Genomic DNA, 18,357 nt, shown 5'->3' with positions numbered 1-18,357 from the left:
CGTTTTAACGGGAGGATGTGTAATGACCACGGGAAAAATGCAGTACGGCGTTCATTCCGAAGCCGGTAGATTGCGCAAAGTCATGGTGTGTTCCCCAGGCCTGGCCCATCAGCGGCTGACCCCGAACAATTGCGATGAACTGCTGTTCGATGACGTGCTGTGGGTCAACCAGGCCAAGCGCGACCATTTCGATTTCGTCACCAAGATGCGCGAACGGGGCATCGACGTGCTGGAAATGCACAACCTACTGACCGACGTCGTCGCCATCCCCGAAGCCCTGGACTGGATCCTGCAACGCAAGGTGACCGCCGACTCGGTGGGCCTGGGCCTGGTGAACGAAGTCGATTCCTGGCTGCGCAGCCTGGAGCCGCGCCATATCGCCGAATTCCTGATCGGCGGCGTCTCGGCCGATGACCTGCCCGACAGCTTCGGTGGCAAGACCCTGCAGATGTTTCGCGACTTCCTCGGCCACTCCAGCTTCATCTTGCCGCCGTTGCCCAACACCCAGTTCACCCGCGACACCACCTGCTGGATCTACGGCGGCGTGACCCTGAACCCGATGTACTGGCCGGCGCGCCGCCAGGAGACCCTGCTGGCCACCGCCCTCTACAAGTTCCACCCCGAGTTCACCCAGGCCGACTTCCAGATCTGGTACGGCGACCCGGACCTGGGCCATGGCAGCGCCACCCTCGAAGGCGGCGATGTGATGCCCATCGGCAACGGCGTGGTACTGATCGGCATGGGCGAGCGCTCGTCCCGCCAGGCCATCGGCCAACTGGCTTTGAACCTGTTCAAGCACGGGGCGGTGGAGCGGGTCATCGTCGCCGGCCTGCCGAAGTCCCGGGCGGCCATGCACCTGGACACCGTATTCAGTTTCTGCGACCGCGACCTGGTCACGGTTTTCCCGGAAGTGGTGAACCAGATCGTCGCTTTCTCCCTGCGCCCCGACGAGAGCAAACCCGGCGGTATCGACGTGCGCCGCGAGCAGGGCAGCTTCATCGACACCGTGGCTGCCGCCCTCAAGCTCCCGGCGCTGCGCGTGGTGGAAACCGGCGGCAACAGCTTCGCCGCCGAACGTGAACAATGGGACGACGGCAACAACGTGGTGGCCCTCGAACCGGGCGTGGTGATCGGCTACGACCGCAACACCTACACCAACACGCTGCTGCGCAAGGCCGGGGTGGAAGTCATCACCATCAGCGCCAGCGAGCTGGGCCGGGGCCGCGGCGGCGGCCATTGCATGACCTGCCCGATCATTCGCGACCCGATCGACTACTGACCTTCGAGCCCCCGGGATCGGTACCGCAAGGCCACCCGGGGCCCCTACACCCGAGGAGATCCACATCATGGCGTTCAACATGCGCAACCGCAGCCTGCTGAGTCTGATGCACCACACCCAGCGCGAGCTGCACTTTTTGCTGGACCTGTCCCGCGACCTCAAGCGGGCCAAGTACACCGGCACCGAACAGCAGCACCTCAAGGGCAAGAACATCGCGTTGATCTTCGAGAAGACCTCGACCCGTACCCGCTGCGCCTTCGAAGTCGCCGCCCACGACCAAGGCGCCCACGTCACCTACATCGACCCGGTGTCGTCGCAGATCGGCCACAAGGAAAGCATGAAAGACACCGCCCGGGTCCTGGGACGGATGTTCGACGCCATCGAATACCGTGGCTTCGAGCAGGAGATCGTCGAGGAACTGGCCAAATTCGCCGGGGTACCGGTGTTCAACGGCCTGACCGCCGAATTCCACCCCACGCAAATGATCGCCGACACCCTGACCATGCGCGAACACAGCGACAAGCCGCTGCATGACATCCGCTACGCCTACCTGGGCGACGCCCGCTACAACATGGGCAATTCGCTGCTGATGATCGGTGCCAAGCTGGGCATGGACGTGCGCATCGGCGCGCCGAAAGCCTTGTGGCCGCACCAGGATTTCATCGACCAGTGCCAGGCCTTCGCCGCCGAGAGTGGCGCGCGCATCACCCTCACCGAAGCCCCCAATGAAGCGGTCAAGGGCGTGGACTTCATCCACACCGATGTCTGGGTGTCCATGGGCGAGCCGGTGGAGGCCTGGGACGAGCGCATCGAGCAACTGCTGCCCTACCAGGTCAACGCGCAACTGATGAAGGCCGCGGGCAACCCGCGGGTGAAATTCATGCACTGCCTGCCGGCATTCCACAACAGTGAAACCAAGGTCGGCAAGGACATCGCCGCCCGCTACCCGAACCTGGCCAATGGCGTCGAGGTGACCGAGGACGTGTTCGAGTCGCCGGCCAACATCGCCTTCGAGCAAGCGGAAAACCGCATGCACACCATCAAGGCGATCCTGGTGGCGGCGTTGGCGGATATCTAGAACCCAACGCAGCTTGCTCTCTGTAGAAGCAGATCTCTGGGGGTGAGGTCTGTGGGAGCAAGGCTTGCCCGCGATGGCATCGTCTCGGTCTATCAGCTGCATCGAGGTGTCCGTATCGCGGGCAAGCCTTGCTCCCACAGGCCATATCCCAGAGGTGAGCAGGTTGCCATTACCTCTTTGTGAGAAGGACAGCATCATGCGCATCGTCGTTGCCCTGGGCGGTAACGCCCTCCTGCGTCGGGGTGAACCCATGACCGCCGACAACCAACGCGGCAATATCCGCACCGCCGCCGAACGAATCGCCCGGATTCAACCCGGCAACCAACTGGTAATTGCCCACGGCAACGGCCCGCAGGTCGGCCTGCTGTCGTTGCAGGCGGCGGCCTACACCTCGGTGACCCCGTATCCGCTGGACGTGCTGGGCGCCGAGACCGAAGGCATGATCGGCTACATCATCGAGCAGGAATTGGGCAACCTGCTGGACGTCGACGTGCCGTTCGCCACGCTGCTGACCCAGGTGGAAGTGGACGCCAACGACCCGGCGTTCCAACACCCCACCAAGCCCATCGGCCCGGTCTACAGCCAGCAGGAGGCGCAGGCACTGGCGGCGGAAAAAGGCTGGACCATCGCCCCGGACGGCGACCGGTTTCGCCGGGTGGTCGCCAGCCCCAGGCCCCGGCGCATCTTTGAAATCCGCCCGATCAAGTGGCTGCTGGAAAAGGGCAGCGTCGTGATCTGCGCCGGCGGCGGTGGCATCCCGACGATGTACGGCGCCGACGGCAAGCTGCAGGGCGTTGAAGCGGTCATCGACAAGGACCTGTGCTCGGCGCTGCTGGCCGAACAACTGGAGAGCGATCTGCTGGTGATCGCCACCGACGTCGAGGCCGCCTGCATCGACTTCGGCAAGCCGACCTGCAAGGCCATCGCCAGCGCCCACCCCGACGACCTGGAACAACTCGATTTCGCCGCCGGTTCCATGGGCCCCAAGGTGCAGGCCGCCTGCGAGTTCGCGCGCAATACCGGCAAGGTCGCGGTCATCGGGTCGCTGTCGGACATCGATGCTATCGTCCAAGGCACCGCCGGCACCCGCATCAGCACGGCGACAACGGGCATCGCTTATCGATGATCGGAAACTCCCGGGGCGGATCCGCGGTCTGCCCTACTTCTACGCCTTCCAAGGAGAGTCGCTCATGGCCCTGTTCCAACCCGGTCACCTGCATATGGAGCGCCACGCGCTGAACAAGGATGACCACAGCTACAACCTGTGCATCGACTACGAGCTCGCCCAGGACCCCAAGGAAGGCCAGGGCATGTCGTTCCGGTTGCACGGCACGGTGGAGGACAAGGCCGTGGACGAGACCTTTTTCCTGGCCAAGGACCAGGCCTTCGACTTCGCCCGCCACGCCACGCGCATCGCCCAGAAATACGGCCTGCCCAAGAGCGCCAACATCGGCTCGATGCACAAGTACTACGACGAGATGTTCGAAGACGTGCGCCACCAACTGGACGTCAAGCCAGGCGACCCGATGAAGCCCGAGCATTTGGCGTAAGCGCCCGAAAGCCCCCCCATCCCCTGTGGGAGCAAGGCTTGCCCGCGATGCAAACACCTCGGTGTAGCAGATAGACCGAGGCGATACCGTCGCGGGCAAGCCTTGCCCCCACAAGCTTGCTCCCACAAGGGGCTATCAGTGTTCTGAATATCGGGTTACACACAAGGCCTGCTTGGCTGGCAACTCGCTATAGCTGACCTATTCTGAAAGGAGTACCCCCGGGTATTCGTTCAGAGGTCACCGCCATGAACATCAAAACAAGAAGACGCCTCGCCATCTTCGTCACCTGCGCCGCCACGCTTGCGCTCTATGGCACGGCGGCGTACCGGGTGGAGCAGGCCCGGCAACTGCCCCGCGAATTCGCCAGTTGCAACCTGGAGCGCTGCATCCCCCACAACGCGACCCTGAACGCCCTGCGCTGAGGCGCTTCAGTCGTCCTGCTGGTCGGTCTTGAGCCGGTCCCGGAACGCCTTGGGCGAGATACCCACGCGGCGGCGGAACAGGCGGGTGAAGTTGGTCGGGTCGGAAAACCCGAGCATTTCGGAAATCTCGTAGATCGTCATGCCGGTGTAGGTCAGCAACCGCTTGGCTTCCAGCAACTGCCGCTCATGCATGATCTGCAGCGCCGGTTGTCCCGCCAGTTCGCGGCAGGTGCCGTTGAGGTGGGACACCGAGATGCCCAGGCGATGGGCCAGGTCTTCGACCTTGACGTGCTGGCGATAGGTCTCTTCCACCAGCTGGATGAACCCGTTCAGGTATTCCCGGGCCCGTTGCGGGCGCTGGGTCTGGGTGCGCCGCTGCATGACCTGGCGGCTGACCCAGACCATGATCACGCTGACCAGCGCGTGCATCAGCATTTCCCGGGCCGGTTGATGGCCCATGTACTCGCTCTGCAAGGCGCTGAACAGGCTGTTCAGGTAGTCGGCATTTTCACCGGCCGGGTAGCTTTCGGCCTGGGCCAGGACGTTGACCGAATGGCCCAGCTGCCCTTGCAGGTGCGTCACCAGCGGCGCCGCCAACGTCACCACGTAGCCGTCCACGTCCTCGGAAAACCGGAACCCATGGACCGACAGCGGCGGCAGGATCTGCACCGTCGGCTCGTCGAGCTGGGTGCGCTGGCCTTCGATCTCCAGCTCCGCCCGCCCCTTGTACACGAACAACAGCTGGCACAGGTCGGCATGCCGATGGGGCTTGATCTCCCATTGATGTTCGCTGCTGCGCTTGGAAATGGTTTCACAGTGCAGCAGGTCCGGTGTCGGCCAATCCTGGCCCTCGCCATAGAGCTTGAACACCGGGATCGAAGGCAGCTCAGGTTTTTTCATATCGCGGATCCGGGGCCTGGGGTTGCGGGCGATAATCGCACCAATTGGCAGAAAGAACAGGTATCGGCTCAGTTTTCCCCTTCAATTGACAGGTCCGCAAGCGAAAAATGCACGCACTCGGTTCATAACAATCAATGCCGGCCCTGGGTCGAGCTTCGTGCGAGTCATAACAACAATGAAAACCCTCAAGACCCAAGTTGCCATTATCGGTGCCGGCCCCTCTGGCCTGCTGCTCGGCCAGCTGTTGCACAACGCCGGCATCGACACGGTCATCATCGAGCGCCAGGCGCCGGATTATGTGCTCGGCCGCATCCGCGCCGGGGTGCTGGAGCAAGGCATGGTCGACCTGTTGCGCCAGGCCGGGGTCAACCAGCGCATGGATGCCGAGGGCTTGCCCCACGACGGCTTCGAGCTGGCGCTCAATGGCCGCCGGGTGCACATCGATCTCAAGGCGCTGACCGGCGGCAAGCACGTCATGATCTACGGCCAGACCGAGGTGACCCGCGACCTGATGGCCGCCCGCCACGCCGCCGGCGCCCGGACGTTCTACCAGGCTGACAACGCCCGGCCCCACGACCTGCAGACAGACCAGCCGTTCGTGACGTTCGAATGCCAGGGGCAAACCTGGCGCCTGGACTGCGACTACGTGGCCGGCTGCGACGGCTTCCATGGGGTGGCGCGCCAGTCGATCCCGGCGGACAAGCTAAAGGTTTTCGAGCGGGTCTACCCGTTCGGCTGGCTGGGTGTGCTGGCCGACACCCCGCCGGTCCACGACGAACTGGTCTACGCCCGCCACGCCCGCGGCTTCGCCCTGTGCAGCATGCGCTCCACGACCCGCAGCCGTTATTACCTGCAAGTGCCCGTCGAGGAGCAACTGGCGGATTGGCCGGACGCGCGCTTCTGGGCCGAACTCAAGGACCGCCTGCCCGCCGACCTGGCCAAGGCCCTGGTGACTGGCCCGTCCATCGAGAAAAGCATCGCGCCGCTGCGCAGTTTCGTCGTCGAGCCTATGCAGTACGGGCGCCTGTTCCTGGTGGGGGATGCCGCGCACATCGTCCCGCCCACCGGCGCCAAGGGCTTGAACCTGGCGGCCAGCGACGTCAGCACGCTGTTCAACATCCTGCTCAGGGTCTATCGCGACGCCCGGGTGGATCTGTTGGAGCGATACTCCGCCATCTGCCTGCGGCGCGTCTGGAAGGCCGAACGGTTTTCCTGGTGGATGACCTCGATGCTGCACCGTTTCGACGACGACGCCTTCAACCAGCGCATCAGTGAAGCGGAGCTGGAATATTTCGTCGATTCCGAGGCCGGGCGCCAGACCATCGCGGAAAATTACGTCGGACTTCCTTACGAGGCTATCGAATAGCCGGCTACCGACTTAAACTGCGGGCTCCGTTCCCTTCGCCCCCCGGCGCGACGCCCGCAGGTTTTGCCGTGACCCAACTCAACACCCCGCACGCCCCGAAGCCCGCCATCCGCAGCATCCTGGTCGCGCTGATGCTGGCGATTTTCCTCAGCGCCCTGGACCAGACCATCGTCGCCGTGTCGATGCCGGCCATTTCCGCGCAATTCAAGGACGTCAGCCTGCTGGCCTGGGTGATCTCCGGCTACATGGTCGCCATGACCGTGGCGGTGCCGATCTACGGCAAGCTCGGCGACCTCTACGGGCGCCGGCCACTGATGCTGTTCGGCATGGGCCTGTTCACCCTGGCCTCGCTGTTCTGTGGCCTGGCCCAGGACATGGAGCAACTGGTGCTGGCGCGGATCTTCCAAGGCATCGGCGCCGGCGGCATGATTTCCGTGAGCCAGGCGATCATCGGCGACATCATTCCGCCCCGCGAACGTGGTCGCTACCAGGGTTACTTCAGCAGCATGTACGCCGTGGCCAGCGTCGCCGGGCCGGTGCTGGGCGGCTACATGACCGAATACCTGTCGTGGCGCTGGGTGTTCTTGATCAACCTGCCCCTGGGCCTGGCGGCCTGGTGGGTGGCCCGGCGCACCCTGGTGGGGCTGCCGGTGCCGCAACGCACGCCGATCATCGACTACTTGGGCACGGTGTTGCTGATCATCGGCCTGACCGCCCTGTTGCTGGGCATCACCCAGATCGGCCAGGGCCACGCCTGGCACAGTCGCGAAGTGCTGGGCTTGCTGAGTTGCGCGGTGGTGGGCCTGGGGATCTTCGTCTGGCACGAGCGCCGAGCCCGAGAACCGTTGCTGCCGATGCACCTGTTCGCCAACCGCAGCGCAGTGCTGTGCTGGTGCACGGTGTTCTTCACCAGTTTCCAGGCGATTTCCCTGACGGTGCTGGTGCCGCTGCGCTTCCAGAGCGTGACCGGCGCCGGCGCCGACAGCGCGGCGCTGCACCTGCTGCCCCTGGCCATGGGGCTGCCGATCGGGGCGTATTGCGCCGGGCGCCGGACCTCGGTGACCGGGCGCTACAAGCCGATGATCCTCAGCGGTGCGTTGCTCTTTCCGTTCGCCATCCTCGGCATGGCATTCACCCCGCCCGACGTCTTCTGGCTGAGCAGCCTGTTCATGCTGCTCGGCGGCATCGCCTCGGGGATGCAATTTCCCACGTCCCTGGTGGGGTCGCAGAATTCGGTGCAGCAACAGGACATCGGTGTCGCCACCAGCACCACCAACCTGTTCCGTTCCCTCGGCGGGGCGGTGGGCGTGGCCTTGATGTCGGCGTTGCTGCTGGCCCTGTTGCAGGATTCCAGCTTCGCGCAAATCGCCGGGACCTCGCTGATCGGCGAAGGGCACTCCGGCAACGTCCTGCTGGACGGCCTCAACGCCGCGCCAGGCGCAGCGCAGGATGCCCTGCGCCGGGAATTGCAGGTCACGTTCCGGCACCTGTTGCTGATCGGCGCGGCGGTGTCGCTGCTGGGGTTGGCAGCCGCGCTGGCAATGCCCAATCGCCTGTTGCGCGGGCGTGATGAGAAGGTTCGCTAGCCAGAACGCCCAAGAACCTGTGGCGAGAAATTTGTGGGAGCAAAGCTTGCTCGCGAAACAGGCGCCTCGGTTTTCCGAAAGACCGCATCGCCTTCATCGCGGGCAAGCCTTGCTCCCACAGATGGATATCAGGCAGTCGCCACGACACCTTCAGGCACCACCACGGCGCTCATCCCGTCTTTCATCCGCTTGGCGTCGCGCACAAAGCAGCGCGAAGCCAGGAACAGGAACACCATGGTCATGAACAGGGCCACCGGGATCAGGTACATCGCGTCGTGCAGGCCGATGGCCTTGAACGCTTCGGTCATCTGCGGGGCGCCAGCCGCGGCCATCGCGGTACGGGCGAAGTAGTCGGACAGCCCGCCCACCACCACGGGCCCCAGGCCGCCGCCGAGAAGGTAGAGCCCGGCAAAGAACAGCGCCATCGCCGTGGCCCGCAAGCGTGGCTCCACCACATCCTGGATCGCCGTGTACACGCAGGTGTAGAAGTTATAGGCAAACAGCCAGCCGACACTGAACACCGCGACGAACACGCCGATTTCGATACGCCCGGCGTGCAACGCCCAGGCGGTGGTGACCGTCGAGATGACCAGGCTGAACGCCGCGAACAACAGGCGACCACTGGCCACCCGCTGATGGATCTTGTCGGCGACCCAACCCCCCAGGGTCAAGCCGAACAGGCCGGTCACCCCGACCATGATCCCGGTGGCCACGGCCGCCTCGTGCAGCGGCATGAGGAAATAGCGCTGCAGCATCGGCACCAGGAAGGAGTTGCAGGCGTAGGTGGCGAAGTTGAAGCACAGCCCCGCCAGTACCAGCCACAGGAACGTCGGAATGGCCAGCACCCGCCGGATTGGCCGGTCGACCTTTTCCTGGGAGACCTGGACGGTTTCCGCCGCGCCGCGCTTGGGTTCCTTGATGAAGAACATGAACACCGCCAGCACCAGCCCTGGCACGGCGGCGATGAAGAACGGCGCGCGCCAGCTGTCGAAGGCCTTGACCATCGCGCCGATGGTGAAGAACGCCAGCAGCAGCCCGAGCGGCAGGCCCAGCATGAAGATGCCCATGGCTCGCGCCCGGCGATGGGCCGGGAACAGGTCGCCGATCAGCGAGTTGGCCGCCGGTGCGTAGCTGGCCTCGCCAATGCCGATGCCCATGCGCACCACCAGGAACGCCCAGAAACTGCCCACCAGGCCATTGACCGCCGTCAGCGCGCTCCAGGTCGCCAGGCCCCAGCCCATCAGCTTGCTGCGCGAACCGGTGTCGGCCATGCGCCCCAGCGGCAACCCGGCCACGGCGTAGACGATGGTGAAGGCGGTGCCGATGATGCCGATCTGGAAGTCGCTGAGGCTCCATTCCATGCGGATCGGCTCGATGATGATCGCCGGGATGGTGCGGTCGAAGAAGTTGAACAGGTTGGCGAGGAACAGCAGGAACAGAATGCGCCAGGCATTCGCCGCTTGGGTCGAGTTCTGCATGGGTCCGTCTCTTTTATTGTCGTGGGGCAACGGCAAGGCATCCGAGCCCGGAACCTCAATCTAGACAGCCATGGGCGGGCTGTCTCCGATCATTCGCCGGGCTGATACCCGACCATGGCGAACAGGGGTTTATTGATGGCGATCAAGTTCCTGTCACAAATGCCATCATTTCGCCTATTCGTGGTTAAAGAACGCCGGCCAGTGGCCGATTCAACGGGACAGGAAAAAGATTCTCCCGAGCGCAGCTCAGGTCGCAGCCCTGACCGCTTGGGCCGACATTCGCGCCATCAAGGACGCGAGCTCCCATCCGCTATGGTTCGATGACCGGGGTCGTCGAGCCGACCAGTTCAGGCATATGGCGCACAATGACCTCAAAAAAAACAGCCACTGCGGTATCCGATCTGACGCTGAGCCCAGCCGCCAACGGCCCTGAAACCTCCAGCCTTTCGAGCAGCTCGCGCTCCCTGTCGACCCAGCAGTACCTGTATTTCACCGAAACCAACACCGACCGCATCCTCGACAACCTCGACGGCCTGCGCGACACCGTGTTCCCGCGCCCGCCGCACCTGGTGGATGACGACTACGACCGCAACCAGCAGGAATTCCCCTCGGTGTGCCTGATCGGCCTGGGACGCTGCGGCTCCAACATCGCCCTGGATGTGGCGGAGCTGGTCTACAACGCCCGCAAGTTCTACCTCAACGAATTCAACGCCGAAGACAAGCACTACGACAAGGGCTACAGCCCTGCGCAGTGGATCCGCCAGAACCTGCGCCTGGGCAACGGCAAGGCCAGCAAACCGGTGTTCCTGGTGGAGCCGCTGGTCATGCTCGGCGACCTGGACAAGGACATTGCCGGGCGCATCCGCTTCTCGCGCAAGGGCGAGAAAAGCGGCTTTTTGCGCGACTACAGCAAGATGAAGATCATGGACCTGTCTGAAGTCCACGCCGGTGGCGCCGGTAACGCGCCGATCCTGGGCCAGTACCTGGCCAAGATCATCCTGAACAAGGACACCCAGCGGTTCTCCAGCCCCGACTGGAAAATGATCCACTCGTACCTGATCGACAGCTGCGGCATCAAGGCCAACCAGTCGCGCCTGTACTTCTCGATTTTCAGCGCCGGCGGCGGTACCGGTTCGGGCATGGCCTCGGAGTTCGGCCTGGCCCAGCAGTACTCGTACATGAACAAGACGTTCGACACCAAGCCGATGGACGAACACGACAGCAAGAGCGGTCATTCCTTCGTCTTCGAACCGATCTTCACCAGCGGCATCTGCGTACTGCCGAACATTTCCGATCACCGCAGCGAAATGTCCGAGGCCCTGCACATCAACGCCGGACGCCTGCTGTGCAAGTACCTGTCGGAAGAATGGGATTTCTCGTACAACTTCGCCAACGAAGACAGCAGCGAAGCCAGCGTCATGGGCCGGATCCGCCCCTGGAACGCGATGATGCTGATCTCCAACGACATCATGCGTTATGCCGAGGAAAGCGACGACGGCAACATCCAGAACATCGACGTCAACGCCATGGAGAAGCACGCCAACCAGTACATCTCCCAGCAGATCTTCAACATCCTGACGGCCCAGGCAGTCACCACCGACTACGACCAGAACTATTTCCGCCGGGCCGGCATCGACATCGGCGAAACCATTCGCCTGGACGCCAACGACCTGTTCATGAGCCTGGCCGGCCCGGTGGCGATTGCCTACGCCGAATCGGTGGTCCCGGAAACCCCGGCGCCGAGCGGCGACAAGTTCAAGGTGTTCGACAAAGAACCACCGCGCCTGAACATCGATGACCTGTTCTTCCGCTCCATCGACCTGCCGCATTTCAACAAGGTCACCCAGGCCATCGAAGGCATCAGCCTGTTGCCCATCGAGTCCAAGCGCTACCGGGCGTCACTGGAGCAGTACAAGAATTCCGGCTACGACGCCGCGGCCCTGCACGACCTGCACTTCTTCAAGAATTGCTCGTCGGTGGTGTCGATCGTGTCGTTGCCCAAGGACTACAAGCTGTCCTACATGGACCTGAACCGGCTCAAGACCCACCTCAACAGCCTGTTCCCCAACACCACGCTCAAGCGCTACGCCCTGGTGATCGGCGCCTCGGCCAACCTGTCGCTGACCACCCTGATCGCCAAGAGCCCGTGCCTGTCGGATGACTTCCTGACCCTGATCGTGGCCTTCATCAAGCGCTGCTTCGCCCGCACTCCGTATCGCTTCGACGACACCCTGGACAACTCGATCCTGGACTTCATCATCAACGAGGATTTCGACGAGCAACGGATCGACGACCTGCTCAACGAATTCGAAAACCCGGCGAAGATCCTCGATACCAACTGGTACGCCATCAAGCCGATGTACGAGAAGAAGTACCGCGAGCTGATCAGCGACAAGGAGAAGTTCGTCTCGATCAATGACATCCGCCTGTCCCGCGACTGCGTGAAGAAGGCCATCAAGTACCTGCGCGAGATCTACCGTCATCGCATTGGCAAGACCAAGGTCATTTCGCTCAATAACCATACTGGGCGGACTTACTGAGGCCGACGTAACACCGTGTTGCCTCCAATCGCGAGCAAGCTCGCTCCCACAGTGGGTCTGTATACACAGCACCCTGTGGGAGCGAGCTTGCTCGCGATAGCGGCCCTGAGGCCTGCACCCGAACAACATCCAGAAACAATTGAGCAGCCCAAAGGCTGCTCAATCAACTGTTCCCGTTACGTATACGTCACCCTCTCCTGTGGCGTTTCACCACGGCAGGATGCCATCACGCTACTCACCTACACACTTTTCGCCCGCCACGACAACGAACCAAGTTGGTGCATCGATCATTTCGACGCCCTTTCCTGGATCATGATCCAGGGTGAAACCACCACCGCCCACAGCTGCGGATCACGCCCGAGGAAATCCAGCGCCCGCGTTTCAGACAGTTTCGCGAGCTGCCCGGCGGCCAACCAGGCGGCGACTTTCTCGCCTTCGTCCTGGGCCACGGCTTCGGCGGCGGCGATCAAATCCAGTGCCGGGTCGACCCATAATAGGGCACCCTTGGCGAAGAACGGTTCGAGCTCTTTCCAGGTGATGGATGCGGTTTCACCAAGCAGCTTGGCATAGAGGGTGCTAGGTTCTTGGTTCATGGGCCTGTCCGGAAAAGAAATCGGCGCGAATGATAACGTCGGTGGTCCGGCAGAAAAACCCGGTAGTAATAGGAGGGCTGATTGAAAAGTGCAGCAGGCGCCAGGGAATACCGATTTGACCGGAGAACCCTCGCCGCCATTCTGTCTTTTTCTTTCAATAAAGCGACACCCTCAGGATTTGCCCCCAAGCGCCAGCTTCCCTTGCCAACAATCGGCGCTCTACACTGTACCGGTACAGTTGCCGGGGGCATTTTCCGCGAGGATATCCAAGATATCTGACCCGGTTCTGCTGCTACGGCGCCAGGACTATAAAAACTACAACAGCATGAGTGGAGCACTATGACTAAGGCTACTAAGCAGATTTCCAAACTGTTTGCCGCTATGGTTCTGGCCGGGGTTGCCAGCCATTCGTTCGCCGCGGACACCATCAAGATCGGCATCGCCGGCCCTAAAACCGGTCCTGTAGCCCAATACGGCGACATGCAGTTCAGCGGCTCGAAAATGGCCATCGAGCAGATCAACGCCAAGGGTGGTGTGAACGGCAAGCAACTCGTCGCCGTTGAATACGATGATGCCTGCGATCCAAAACAAGCGGTTGCCGTGGCGAACAAGGTCGTCAACGAAGGCGTCAAGTTCGTGGTCGGGCACCTGTGCTCCAGCTCCACCCAGCCGGCTTCGGACATCTACGAAGACGAACACGTGGTCATGATCACCCCGGCCGCGACCAGCCCGGACATCACCGCCCGCGGCTACAAGATGATCTTCCGCACCATCGGCCTGGACAGCGCCCAGGGCCCGGCGGCCGGCAACTACATCGCCGACCACGTCAAGCCGAAGGTCGTCGCGGTCCTGCACGACAAGCAGCAGTACGGTGAAGGCATCGCCAGCGCGGTGAAATCGACCCTGGAGAAGAAAGGCGTGAAAGTCGCCGTCTTCGAAGGCGTGAACGCCGGCGACAAGGACTTCTCCTCGATGATCGCCAAGCTCAAGCAAGCCAACGTCGACTTCGTCTACTACGGCGGCTACCACCCAGAGCTGGGCCTGATCCTGCGCCAAGCCCAGGAAAAAGGCCTGAAGGCCAAGTTCATGGGTCCGGAAGGCGTGGGTAACGACTCCATTTCGCAGATCGCCAAGGAATCGTCCGAAGGCCTGCTGGTGACCCTGCCGAAGTCCTTCGACCAGGATCCGGCCAACATCGCCCTGGCTGACGCCTTCAAGGCCAAGAAAGAAGACCCGAGCGGCCCCTTCGTGTTCCCGTCCTACTCGGCGGTCCAGGTGATTGCCCAGGCCATCACCGAGACCAAGAGCGAAGACCCGGCCAAAGTGGCTGAAGCCATCCACAAAGGCACCTTCAAGACCCCTACCGGCGACCTGAGCTTCGACGACAAGGGTGACCTGAAGGACTTCAAGTTCGTGGTCTACGAGTGGCACTTCGGCAAACCTAAAACCGAAGTTTCGCCCCAGTAAGGCCTGGCCTGACTGACTGCCCACAAAGCCCACGGCGTGCCGTGGGCTTTGTCTTGAATGTATTGGGCCGCGCTGGCGTGATCCGCCAGTCTCCCCACCTGAAAATCTCAAAACCGTCATCAGCGGTTCGCTGGCAAACCTCGTGCTCGAAGTGGATGCAGATCCACGGGGCCGGGCGGGAAAATGACTCCACCAGTGAAATGCGTATCAGGTTTTTAGGAGCGCTGTAATGCCTGACATCTATCACTTCTTCCAGCAGCTGGTTAACGGCCTGACCGTTGGCAGCACGTATGCCCTGATCGCCATCGGCTATACGATGGTCTACGGCATCATTGGAATGATCAACTTCGCCCACGGCGAGGTGTACATGATCGGTTCCTACGTGGCGTTCATCGCCATCGCCGGGCTGAGCATGATGGGACTCGACAGTGTCCCGCTGTTGATGACCGCGGCTTTCATCGCGAGCATCGTGGTCACCAGTTCCTATGGCTACAGCATCGAACGGATCGCCTACCGCCCCTTGCGCGGCAGCAACCGTCTGATTCCGCTGATTTCCGCCATCGGCATGTCGATCTTCCTGCAGAACACGGTTCTGCTTTCGCAAGACTCCAAGGACAAATCCATTCCCAACCTGATTCCGGGCAACTTCGCCATCGGGCCAGGTGGCGCACATGAAGTGCTGATTTCCTACATGCAAATCGTGGTGTTCGTGGTGACCCTGCTCGCCATGCTCGGCCTCACGCTGTTCATCTCCCGCTCCCGCCTGGGCCGCGCCTGCCGCGCCTGTGCCGAAGACATCAAGATGGCCAACCTGCTGGGCATCAACACCAACAACATCATCGCCCTGACCTTCGTCATCGGTGCGGCCCTGGCGGCCGTCGCGGCGGTGCTGTTGAGCATGCAATACGGCGTGATCAACCCCAACGCCGGTTTCCTCGTCGGCCTCAAGGCCTTCACCGCCGCGGTACTGGGCGGTATCGGCAGCATCCCCGGCGCCATGCTCGGCGGGTTGGTGCTGGGCGTAGCGGAAGCCTTTGGCGCCGACATCTTCGGCGACCAGTACAAGGACGTCGTGGCGTTCGGCTTGTTGGTTCTGGTCCTGTTATTCCGGCCGACCGGCATCCTGGGCCGCCCGGAGGTTGAAAAAGTATGACTAGGCATCTCAAATCGGCGCTCTTCAGCGCCCTGCTGGTCTGGGCCGTGGCCTACCCGGTACTCGGTCTCAAACTGACCATCGTCGGCATCAACCTGGAAGTGCATGGCACCAGTCCGGCCATCCTGATGACCATCGCCGCGTGCTCACTGTTGATGTTCCTGCGCGTGCTGTTCAGCACCCGGATCAGCGCGGCCTGGAAGTCCTCGCCCGGCCTGCCGGTGATCCCGGCCAAGGCCAGCAACTTCCTGACCCTGCCGACCACCCAGCGCTGGATCATCCTGGCCCTGATCGTCGGCGCGCTGGTGTGGCCGTTCTTCGGCTCCCGCGGCGCGGTGGACATCGCCACACTGATCCTGATCTACGTGATGCTCGGCCTCGGCCTGAACATCGTGGTGGGCCTGGCGGGCTTGCTCGACCTGGGCTACGTGGGCTTCTACGCCGTCGGGGCCTACAGCTATGCGCTGCTGTCCCATTACTTCGGCCTGAGCTTCTGGATCTGCCTGCCGATCGCCGGGCTGATGGCCGCCACCTTCGGCTTCCTGCTGGGCTTCCCCGTGCTGCGCCTGCGGGGCGACTACCTGGCCATCGTGACCTTGGGCTTCGGCGAGATCATCCGTCTGTTCCTGCGCAACCTGACCGACATCACCGGCGGTCCGAACGGCATCAGCAACATCGAGAAACCGACCTTCTTCGGCCTGACGTTCGAACGCAAGGCCGCCGAGGGCCTGCAGACGTTCCATGAGTACTTCGGCCTGGAATACAACTCGATCAACAAGGTGATTTTCCTCTACCTCGTTGCCTTGTTGCTGGCCCTGGCCGCCTTGTTCGTGATCAACCGCCTGCTGCGCATGCCGATCGGTCGTGCCTGGGAAGCGCTGCGCGAAGACGAGATCGCCTGCCGTGCGCTGGGGCTCAACCCGACCGTGATCAAGCTGTCGGCCTTCACCCTGGGCGCCGCGTTCGCCGGTTTCGCCGGCAGCTTCTTCGCCGCCCGCCAGGGCCTGGTGACGCCGGAGTCCTTCACCTTCATCGAGTCGGCGATCATCCTCGCCATCGTGGTGCTGGGCGGGATGGGCTCGCAGCTGGGGGTGATCCTGGCCGCCATCGTGATGATCCTGTTGCCTGAAATGATGCGTGAATTCAGCGAATACCGCATGTTGATGTTCGGCGCCCTGATGGTGCTGATGATGATCTGGCGTCCCCAAGGTCTGCTGCCTATGCAACGCCCACACATGGAGCTGCGCAAATGAGCCGCGAGATCCTGAAAGTCGAGAACCTGAGCATGCGCTTCGGCGGCCTGCTGGCGGTCAATGGCGTGGCCCTGACCGTGAAAGAGAAGCAGGTGGTTGCCCTGATCGGGCCGAACGGCGCGGGCAAGACCACGGTGTTCAACTGCCTGACCGGCTTCTACCAGCCGACCGGTGGCAGCATCCTGCTGGACGGCGAGCCGATCCAGGGCCTGCCGGGGCACAAGATCGCCCTCAAGGGCGTGGTGCGTACCTTCCAGAACGTGCGGCTGTTCAAGGACATGACGGCGATCGAGAACCTGTTGATCGCCCAGCACCGTCACCTGAACACCAACTTCTTCGCCGGCCTGTTCAAGACCCCGTCGTTCCGCAAGAGCGAACGCGAGGCCATGGAGTACGCCGAGTACTGGCTGGAGAAGGTCAACCTCAAGGAGTTCGCCAACCGGACCGCCGGCACCCTGGCCTACGGCCAGCAACGGCGCCTGGAAATCGCCCGCTGCATGATGACCCGCCCGCGGATCCTCATGCTCGACGAACCGGCTGCCGGCCTGAACCCCAAGGAAACCGAAGACCTGAAGGCGCTGATCAGCGTCCTGCGCGAGGAGCACAACGTCACCGTGCTGCTGATCGAGCACGACATGAAGCTGGTCATGAGCATTTCCGACCACATCGTCGTGATCAACCAGGGCACTCCCCTGGCCGACGGCACGCCGGAACAGATCCGCGACAATCCTGAAGTGATCAAAGCCTACCTGGGGGAAGCGTAAATGCTGCAGTTCGAAAACGTTTCCACCTTCTACGGCAAGATCCAGGCCCTGCACAGCGTCAACGTCGAGGTGCGCCAAGGCGAAATCGTGACGCTGATCGGGGCCAACGGCGCCGGCAAGTCCACGCTGCTGATGACCCTCTGCGGTTCGCCCCAGGCCCGTAGCGGCAGCATCCGCTACATGGGCGAGGAACTGGTGGGCCAGGACTCTTCGCAGATCATGCGCAAGAGCATCGCGGTGGTGCCGGAAGGTCGTCGGGTCTTTGCCCGGCTGACCGTGGAAGAGAACCTCGCCATGGGCGGATTCTTCACCGACAAGGGCGACTATCAGGAACAGATGGACAAGGTCCTGCACCTTTTCCCACGCCTGAAAGAGCGCTTTACCCAACGTGGCGGCACCATGTCCGGCGGCGAACAGCAGATGCTCGCCATCGGTCGTGCGCTGATGAGCAAGCCCAAGCTGCTGCTGCTCGACGAACCGTCCCTGGGATTGGCGCCGATCATCATCCAGCAGATCTTCGACATCATCGAACAGCTGCGCAAGGATGGCGTGACGGTGTTCCTGGTGGAGCAGAACGCCAACCAGGCCCTGAAAATCGCCGACCGGGCCTACGTGCTGGAAAACGGCCGCGTGGTGATGCAGGGCAGCGGTGAAGCCCTGCTGACCGATCCGAAAGTGCGCGAGGCGTACCTGGGTGGATAAGCGGTCGCGGTAAACGAAAAACGGCCTTCGGGCCGTTTTTTTTGCCTCCAGCAAATCTGTGGCGCGGGAGCTTTCATGTAACCCGAGCCATGGCTCAGGAACCGCCCGTGGGGGGGGGGGGGGGGGGGGGGGGGGGCGGCCCCCCCCCCCCCCCCCCCCCCTTGTGGGGGGGAATAAAAAAAAAAAAAAATAAAAAAAAAAAAAAAAAAAAAAAAATAAAAAAAAA

At 62.5% G+C, this 18,357-nt stretch carries 16 protein-coding genes; 13 read left to right on the top strand and 3 right to left on the bottom strand.

The annotated features are described in order from the left end of the window. Positions 1 to 22 precede the first annotated feature (22 nt). The 5 genes from arcA (at position 23) to Q6A48_RS16795 (ending at position 4,329) form a co-directional block, all read left to right on the top strand. Complete coding sequence (gene arcA / locus Q6A48_RS16815) at positions 23 to 1,279, top strand: arginine deiminase (protein ID WP_304555252.1); 1,257 nt, start codon at positions 23 to 25, stop codon at positions 1,277 to 1,279. A gap of 67 nt (positions 1,280 to 1,346) precedes the next feature. Beyond that, positions 1,347 to 2,357, top strand: a complete 1,011-nt coding sequence (locus Q6A48_RS16810; RefSeq protein WP_304555251.1) for an ornithine carbamoyltransferase — start codon at positions 1,347 to 1,349, stop codon at positions 2,355 to 2,357. A gap of 196 nt (positions 2,358 to 2,553) precedes the next feature. After that, positions 2,554 to 3,483 carry a carbamate kinase gene (arcC, locus tag Q6A48_RS16805; protein WP_304555250.1) on the top strand — a complete coding sequence of 310 codons (930 nt, stop codon included), beginning with the start codon at positions 2,554 to 2,556 and terminating at the stop codon, positions 3,481 to 3,483. Positions 3,484 to 3,547: 64 nt separating this feature from the next. Then, positions 3,548 to 3,907 carry a DUF5064 family protein gene (locus Q6A48_RS16800; protein WP_304555249.1) on the top strand — a complete coding sequence of 120 codons (360 nt, stop codon included), beginning with the start codon at positions 3,548 to 3,550 and terminating at the stop codon, positions 3,905 to 3,907. Positions 3,908 to 4,152: 245 nt separating this feature from the next. Continuing rightward, positions 4,153 to 4,329 carry a hypothetical protein gene (locus Q6A48_RS16795; protein ID WP_304555248.1) on the top strand — a complete coding sequence of 59 codons (177 nt, stop codon included), beginning with the start codon at positions 4,153 to 4,155 and terminating at the stop codon, positions 4,327 to 4,329. A 6-nt stretch (positions 4,330 to 4,335) separates the two neighbouring features. Here Q6A48_RS16795 and Q6A48_RS16790 read toward each other — a convergent pair whose 3' ends face one another. Continuing rightward, a complete protein-coding gene (locus Q6A48_RS16790) occupies positions 4,336 to 5,229 on the bottom strand; it encodes a helix-turn-helix domain-containing protein (protein WP_304555247.1) in 894 nt (297 codons plus the stop codon). A 175-nt stretch (positions 5,230 to 5,404) separates the two neighbouring features. On the opposite strand from Q6A48_RS16790, the gene pobA reads away from it, so the two are divergent. Continuing rightward, a complete protein-coding gene (gene pobA, locus Q6A48_RS16785; RefSeq protein WP_304555246.1) occupies positions 5,405 to 6,595 on the top strand; it encodes a 4-hydroxybenzoate 3-monooxygenase in 1,191 nt (396 codons plus the stop codon). Between the two features lie 68 nt (positions 6,596 to 6,663). Further along, the gene (locus tag Q6A48_RS16780; RefSeq protein WP_304555245.1) at positions 6,664 to 8,181 is read left to right on the top strand and encodes an MDR family MFS transporter; all 1,518 of its coding nucleotides are present in this window, start codon (positions 6,664 to 6,666) and stop codon (positions 8,179 to 8,181) included. A gap of 128 nt (positions 8,182 to 8,309) precedes the next feature. On the opposite strand, the gene Q6A48_RS16775 is transcribed toward Q6A48_RS16780, so the two are convergent. After that, positions 8,310 to 9,659, bottom strand: a complete 1,350-nt coding sequence (locus Q6A48_RS16775; protein ID WP_304555244.1) for a spinster family MFS transporter — start codon at positions 9,657 to 9,659, stop codon at positions 8,310 to 8,312. A gap of 365 nt (positions 9,660 to 10,024) precedes the next feature. Here Q6A48_RS16775 and Q6A48_RS16770 point away from each other — a divergent pair, with 365 nt between their 5' ends. Beyond that, positions 10,025 to 12,199, top strand: a complete 2,175-nt coding sequence (locus Q6A48_RS16770) for a hypothetical protein (RefSeq protein ID WP_304555243.1) — start codon at positions 10,025 to 10,027, stop codon at positions 12,197 to 12,199. A gap of 287 nt (positions 12,200 to 12,486) precedes the next feature. On the opposite strand, the gene Q6A48_RS16765 is transcribed toward Q6A48_RS16770, so the two are convergent. Beyond that, entirely contained in the window at positions 12,487 to 12,792 is a 306-nt protein-coding gene (locus Q6A48_RS16765; RefSeq protein WP_304555242.1) for a DUF2288 domain-containing protein, read from the bottom strand. Positions 12,793 to 13,131: 339 nt separating this feature from the next. Here Q6A48_RS16765 and Q6A48_RS16760 point away from each other — a divergent pair, with 339 nt between their 5' ends. From Q6A48_RS16760 to Q6A48_RS16740, 5 genes are all read left to right on the top strand, one after another. Further along, the gene (locus Q6A48_RS16760; RefSeq protein ID WP_304555241.1) at positions 13,132 to 14,259 is read left to right on the top strand and encodes a branched-chain amino acid ABC transporter substrate-binding protein; all 1,128 of its coding nucleotides are present in this window, start codon (positions 13,132 to 13,134) and stop codon (positions 14,257 to 14,259) included. 229 nt (positions 14,260 to 14,488) lie between these two features. Next, positions 14,489 to 15,412 (top strand): high-affinity branched-chain amino acid ABC transporter permease LivH, encoded by a 924-nt coding sequence (livH, locus tag Q6A48_RS16755; protein WP_042730092.1) that lies wholly within the window; start codon positions 14,489 to 14,491, stop codon positions 15,410 to 15,412. Next, positions 15,409 to 16,665, top strand: a complete 1,257-nt coding sequence (locus tag Q6A48_RS16750; protein ID WP_304555239.1) for a high-affinity branched-chain amino acid ABC transporter permease LivM — start codon at positions 15,409 to 15,411, stop codon at positions 16,663 to 16,665. Before livH ends, Q6A48_RS16750 begins: the two co-directional genes overlap by 4 nt. Then, entirely contained in the window at positions 16,662 to 17,429 is a 768-nt protein-coding gene (gene livG / locus Q6A48_RS16745) for a high-affinity branched-chain amino acid ABC transporter ATP-binding protein LivG (RefSeq protein ID WP_304555238.1), read from the top strand. The genes Q6A48_RS16750 and livG overlap by 4 nt, the downstream gene beginning before the upstream one ends. Next, positions 17,430 to 18,131, top strand: coding sequence for an ABC transporter ATP-binding protein (locus tag Q6A48_RS16740; RefSeq protein ID WP_304555237.1), 702 nt, complete (start codon positions 17,430 to 17,432; stop codon positions 18,129 to 18,131). Positions 18,132 to 18,357 lie beyond the last annotated feature (226 nt).

The organism is Pseudomonas citrullilanati, from assembly GCF_030580855.1.
Classification (GTDB): Bacteria; Pseudomonadota; Gammaproteobacteria; order Pseudomonadales; family Pseudomonadaceae; genus Aquipseudomonas; species Aquipseudomonas citrulli.
This window is presented reverse-complemented; position numbering and strand designations above follow the sequence as displayed.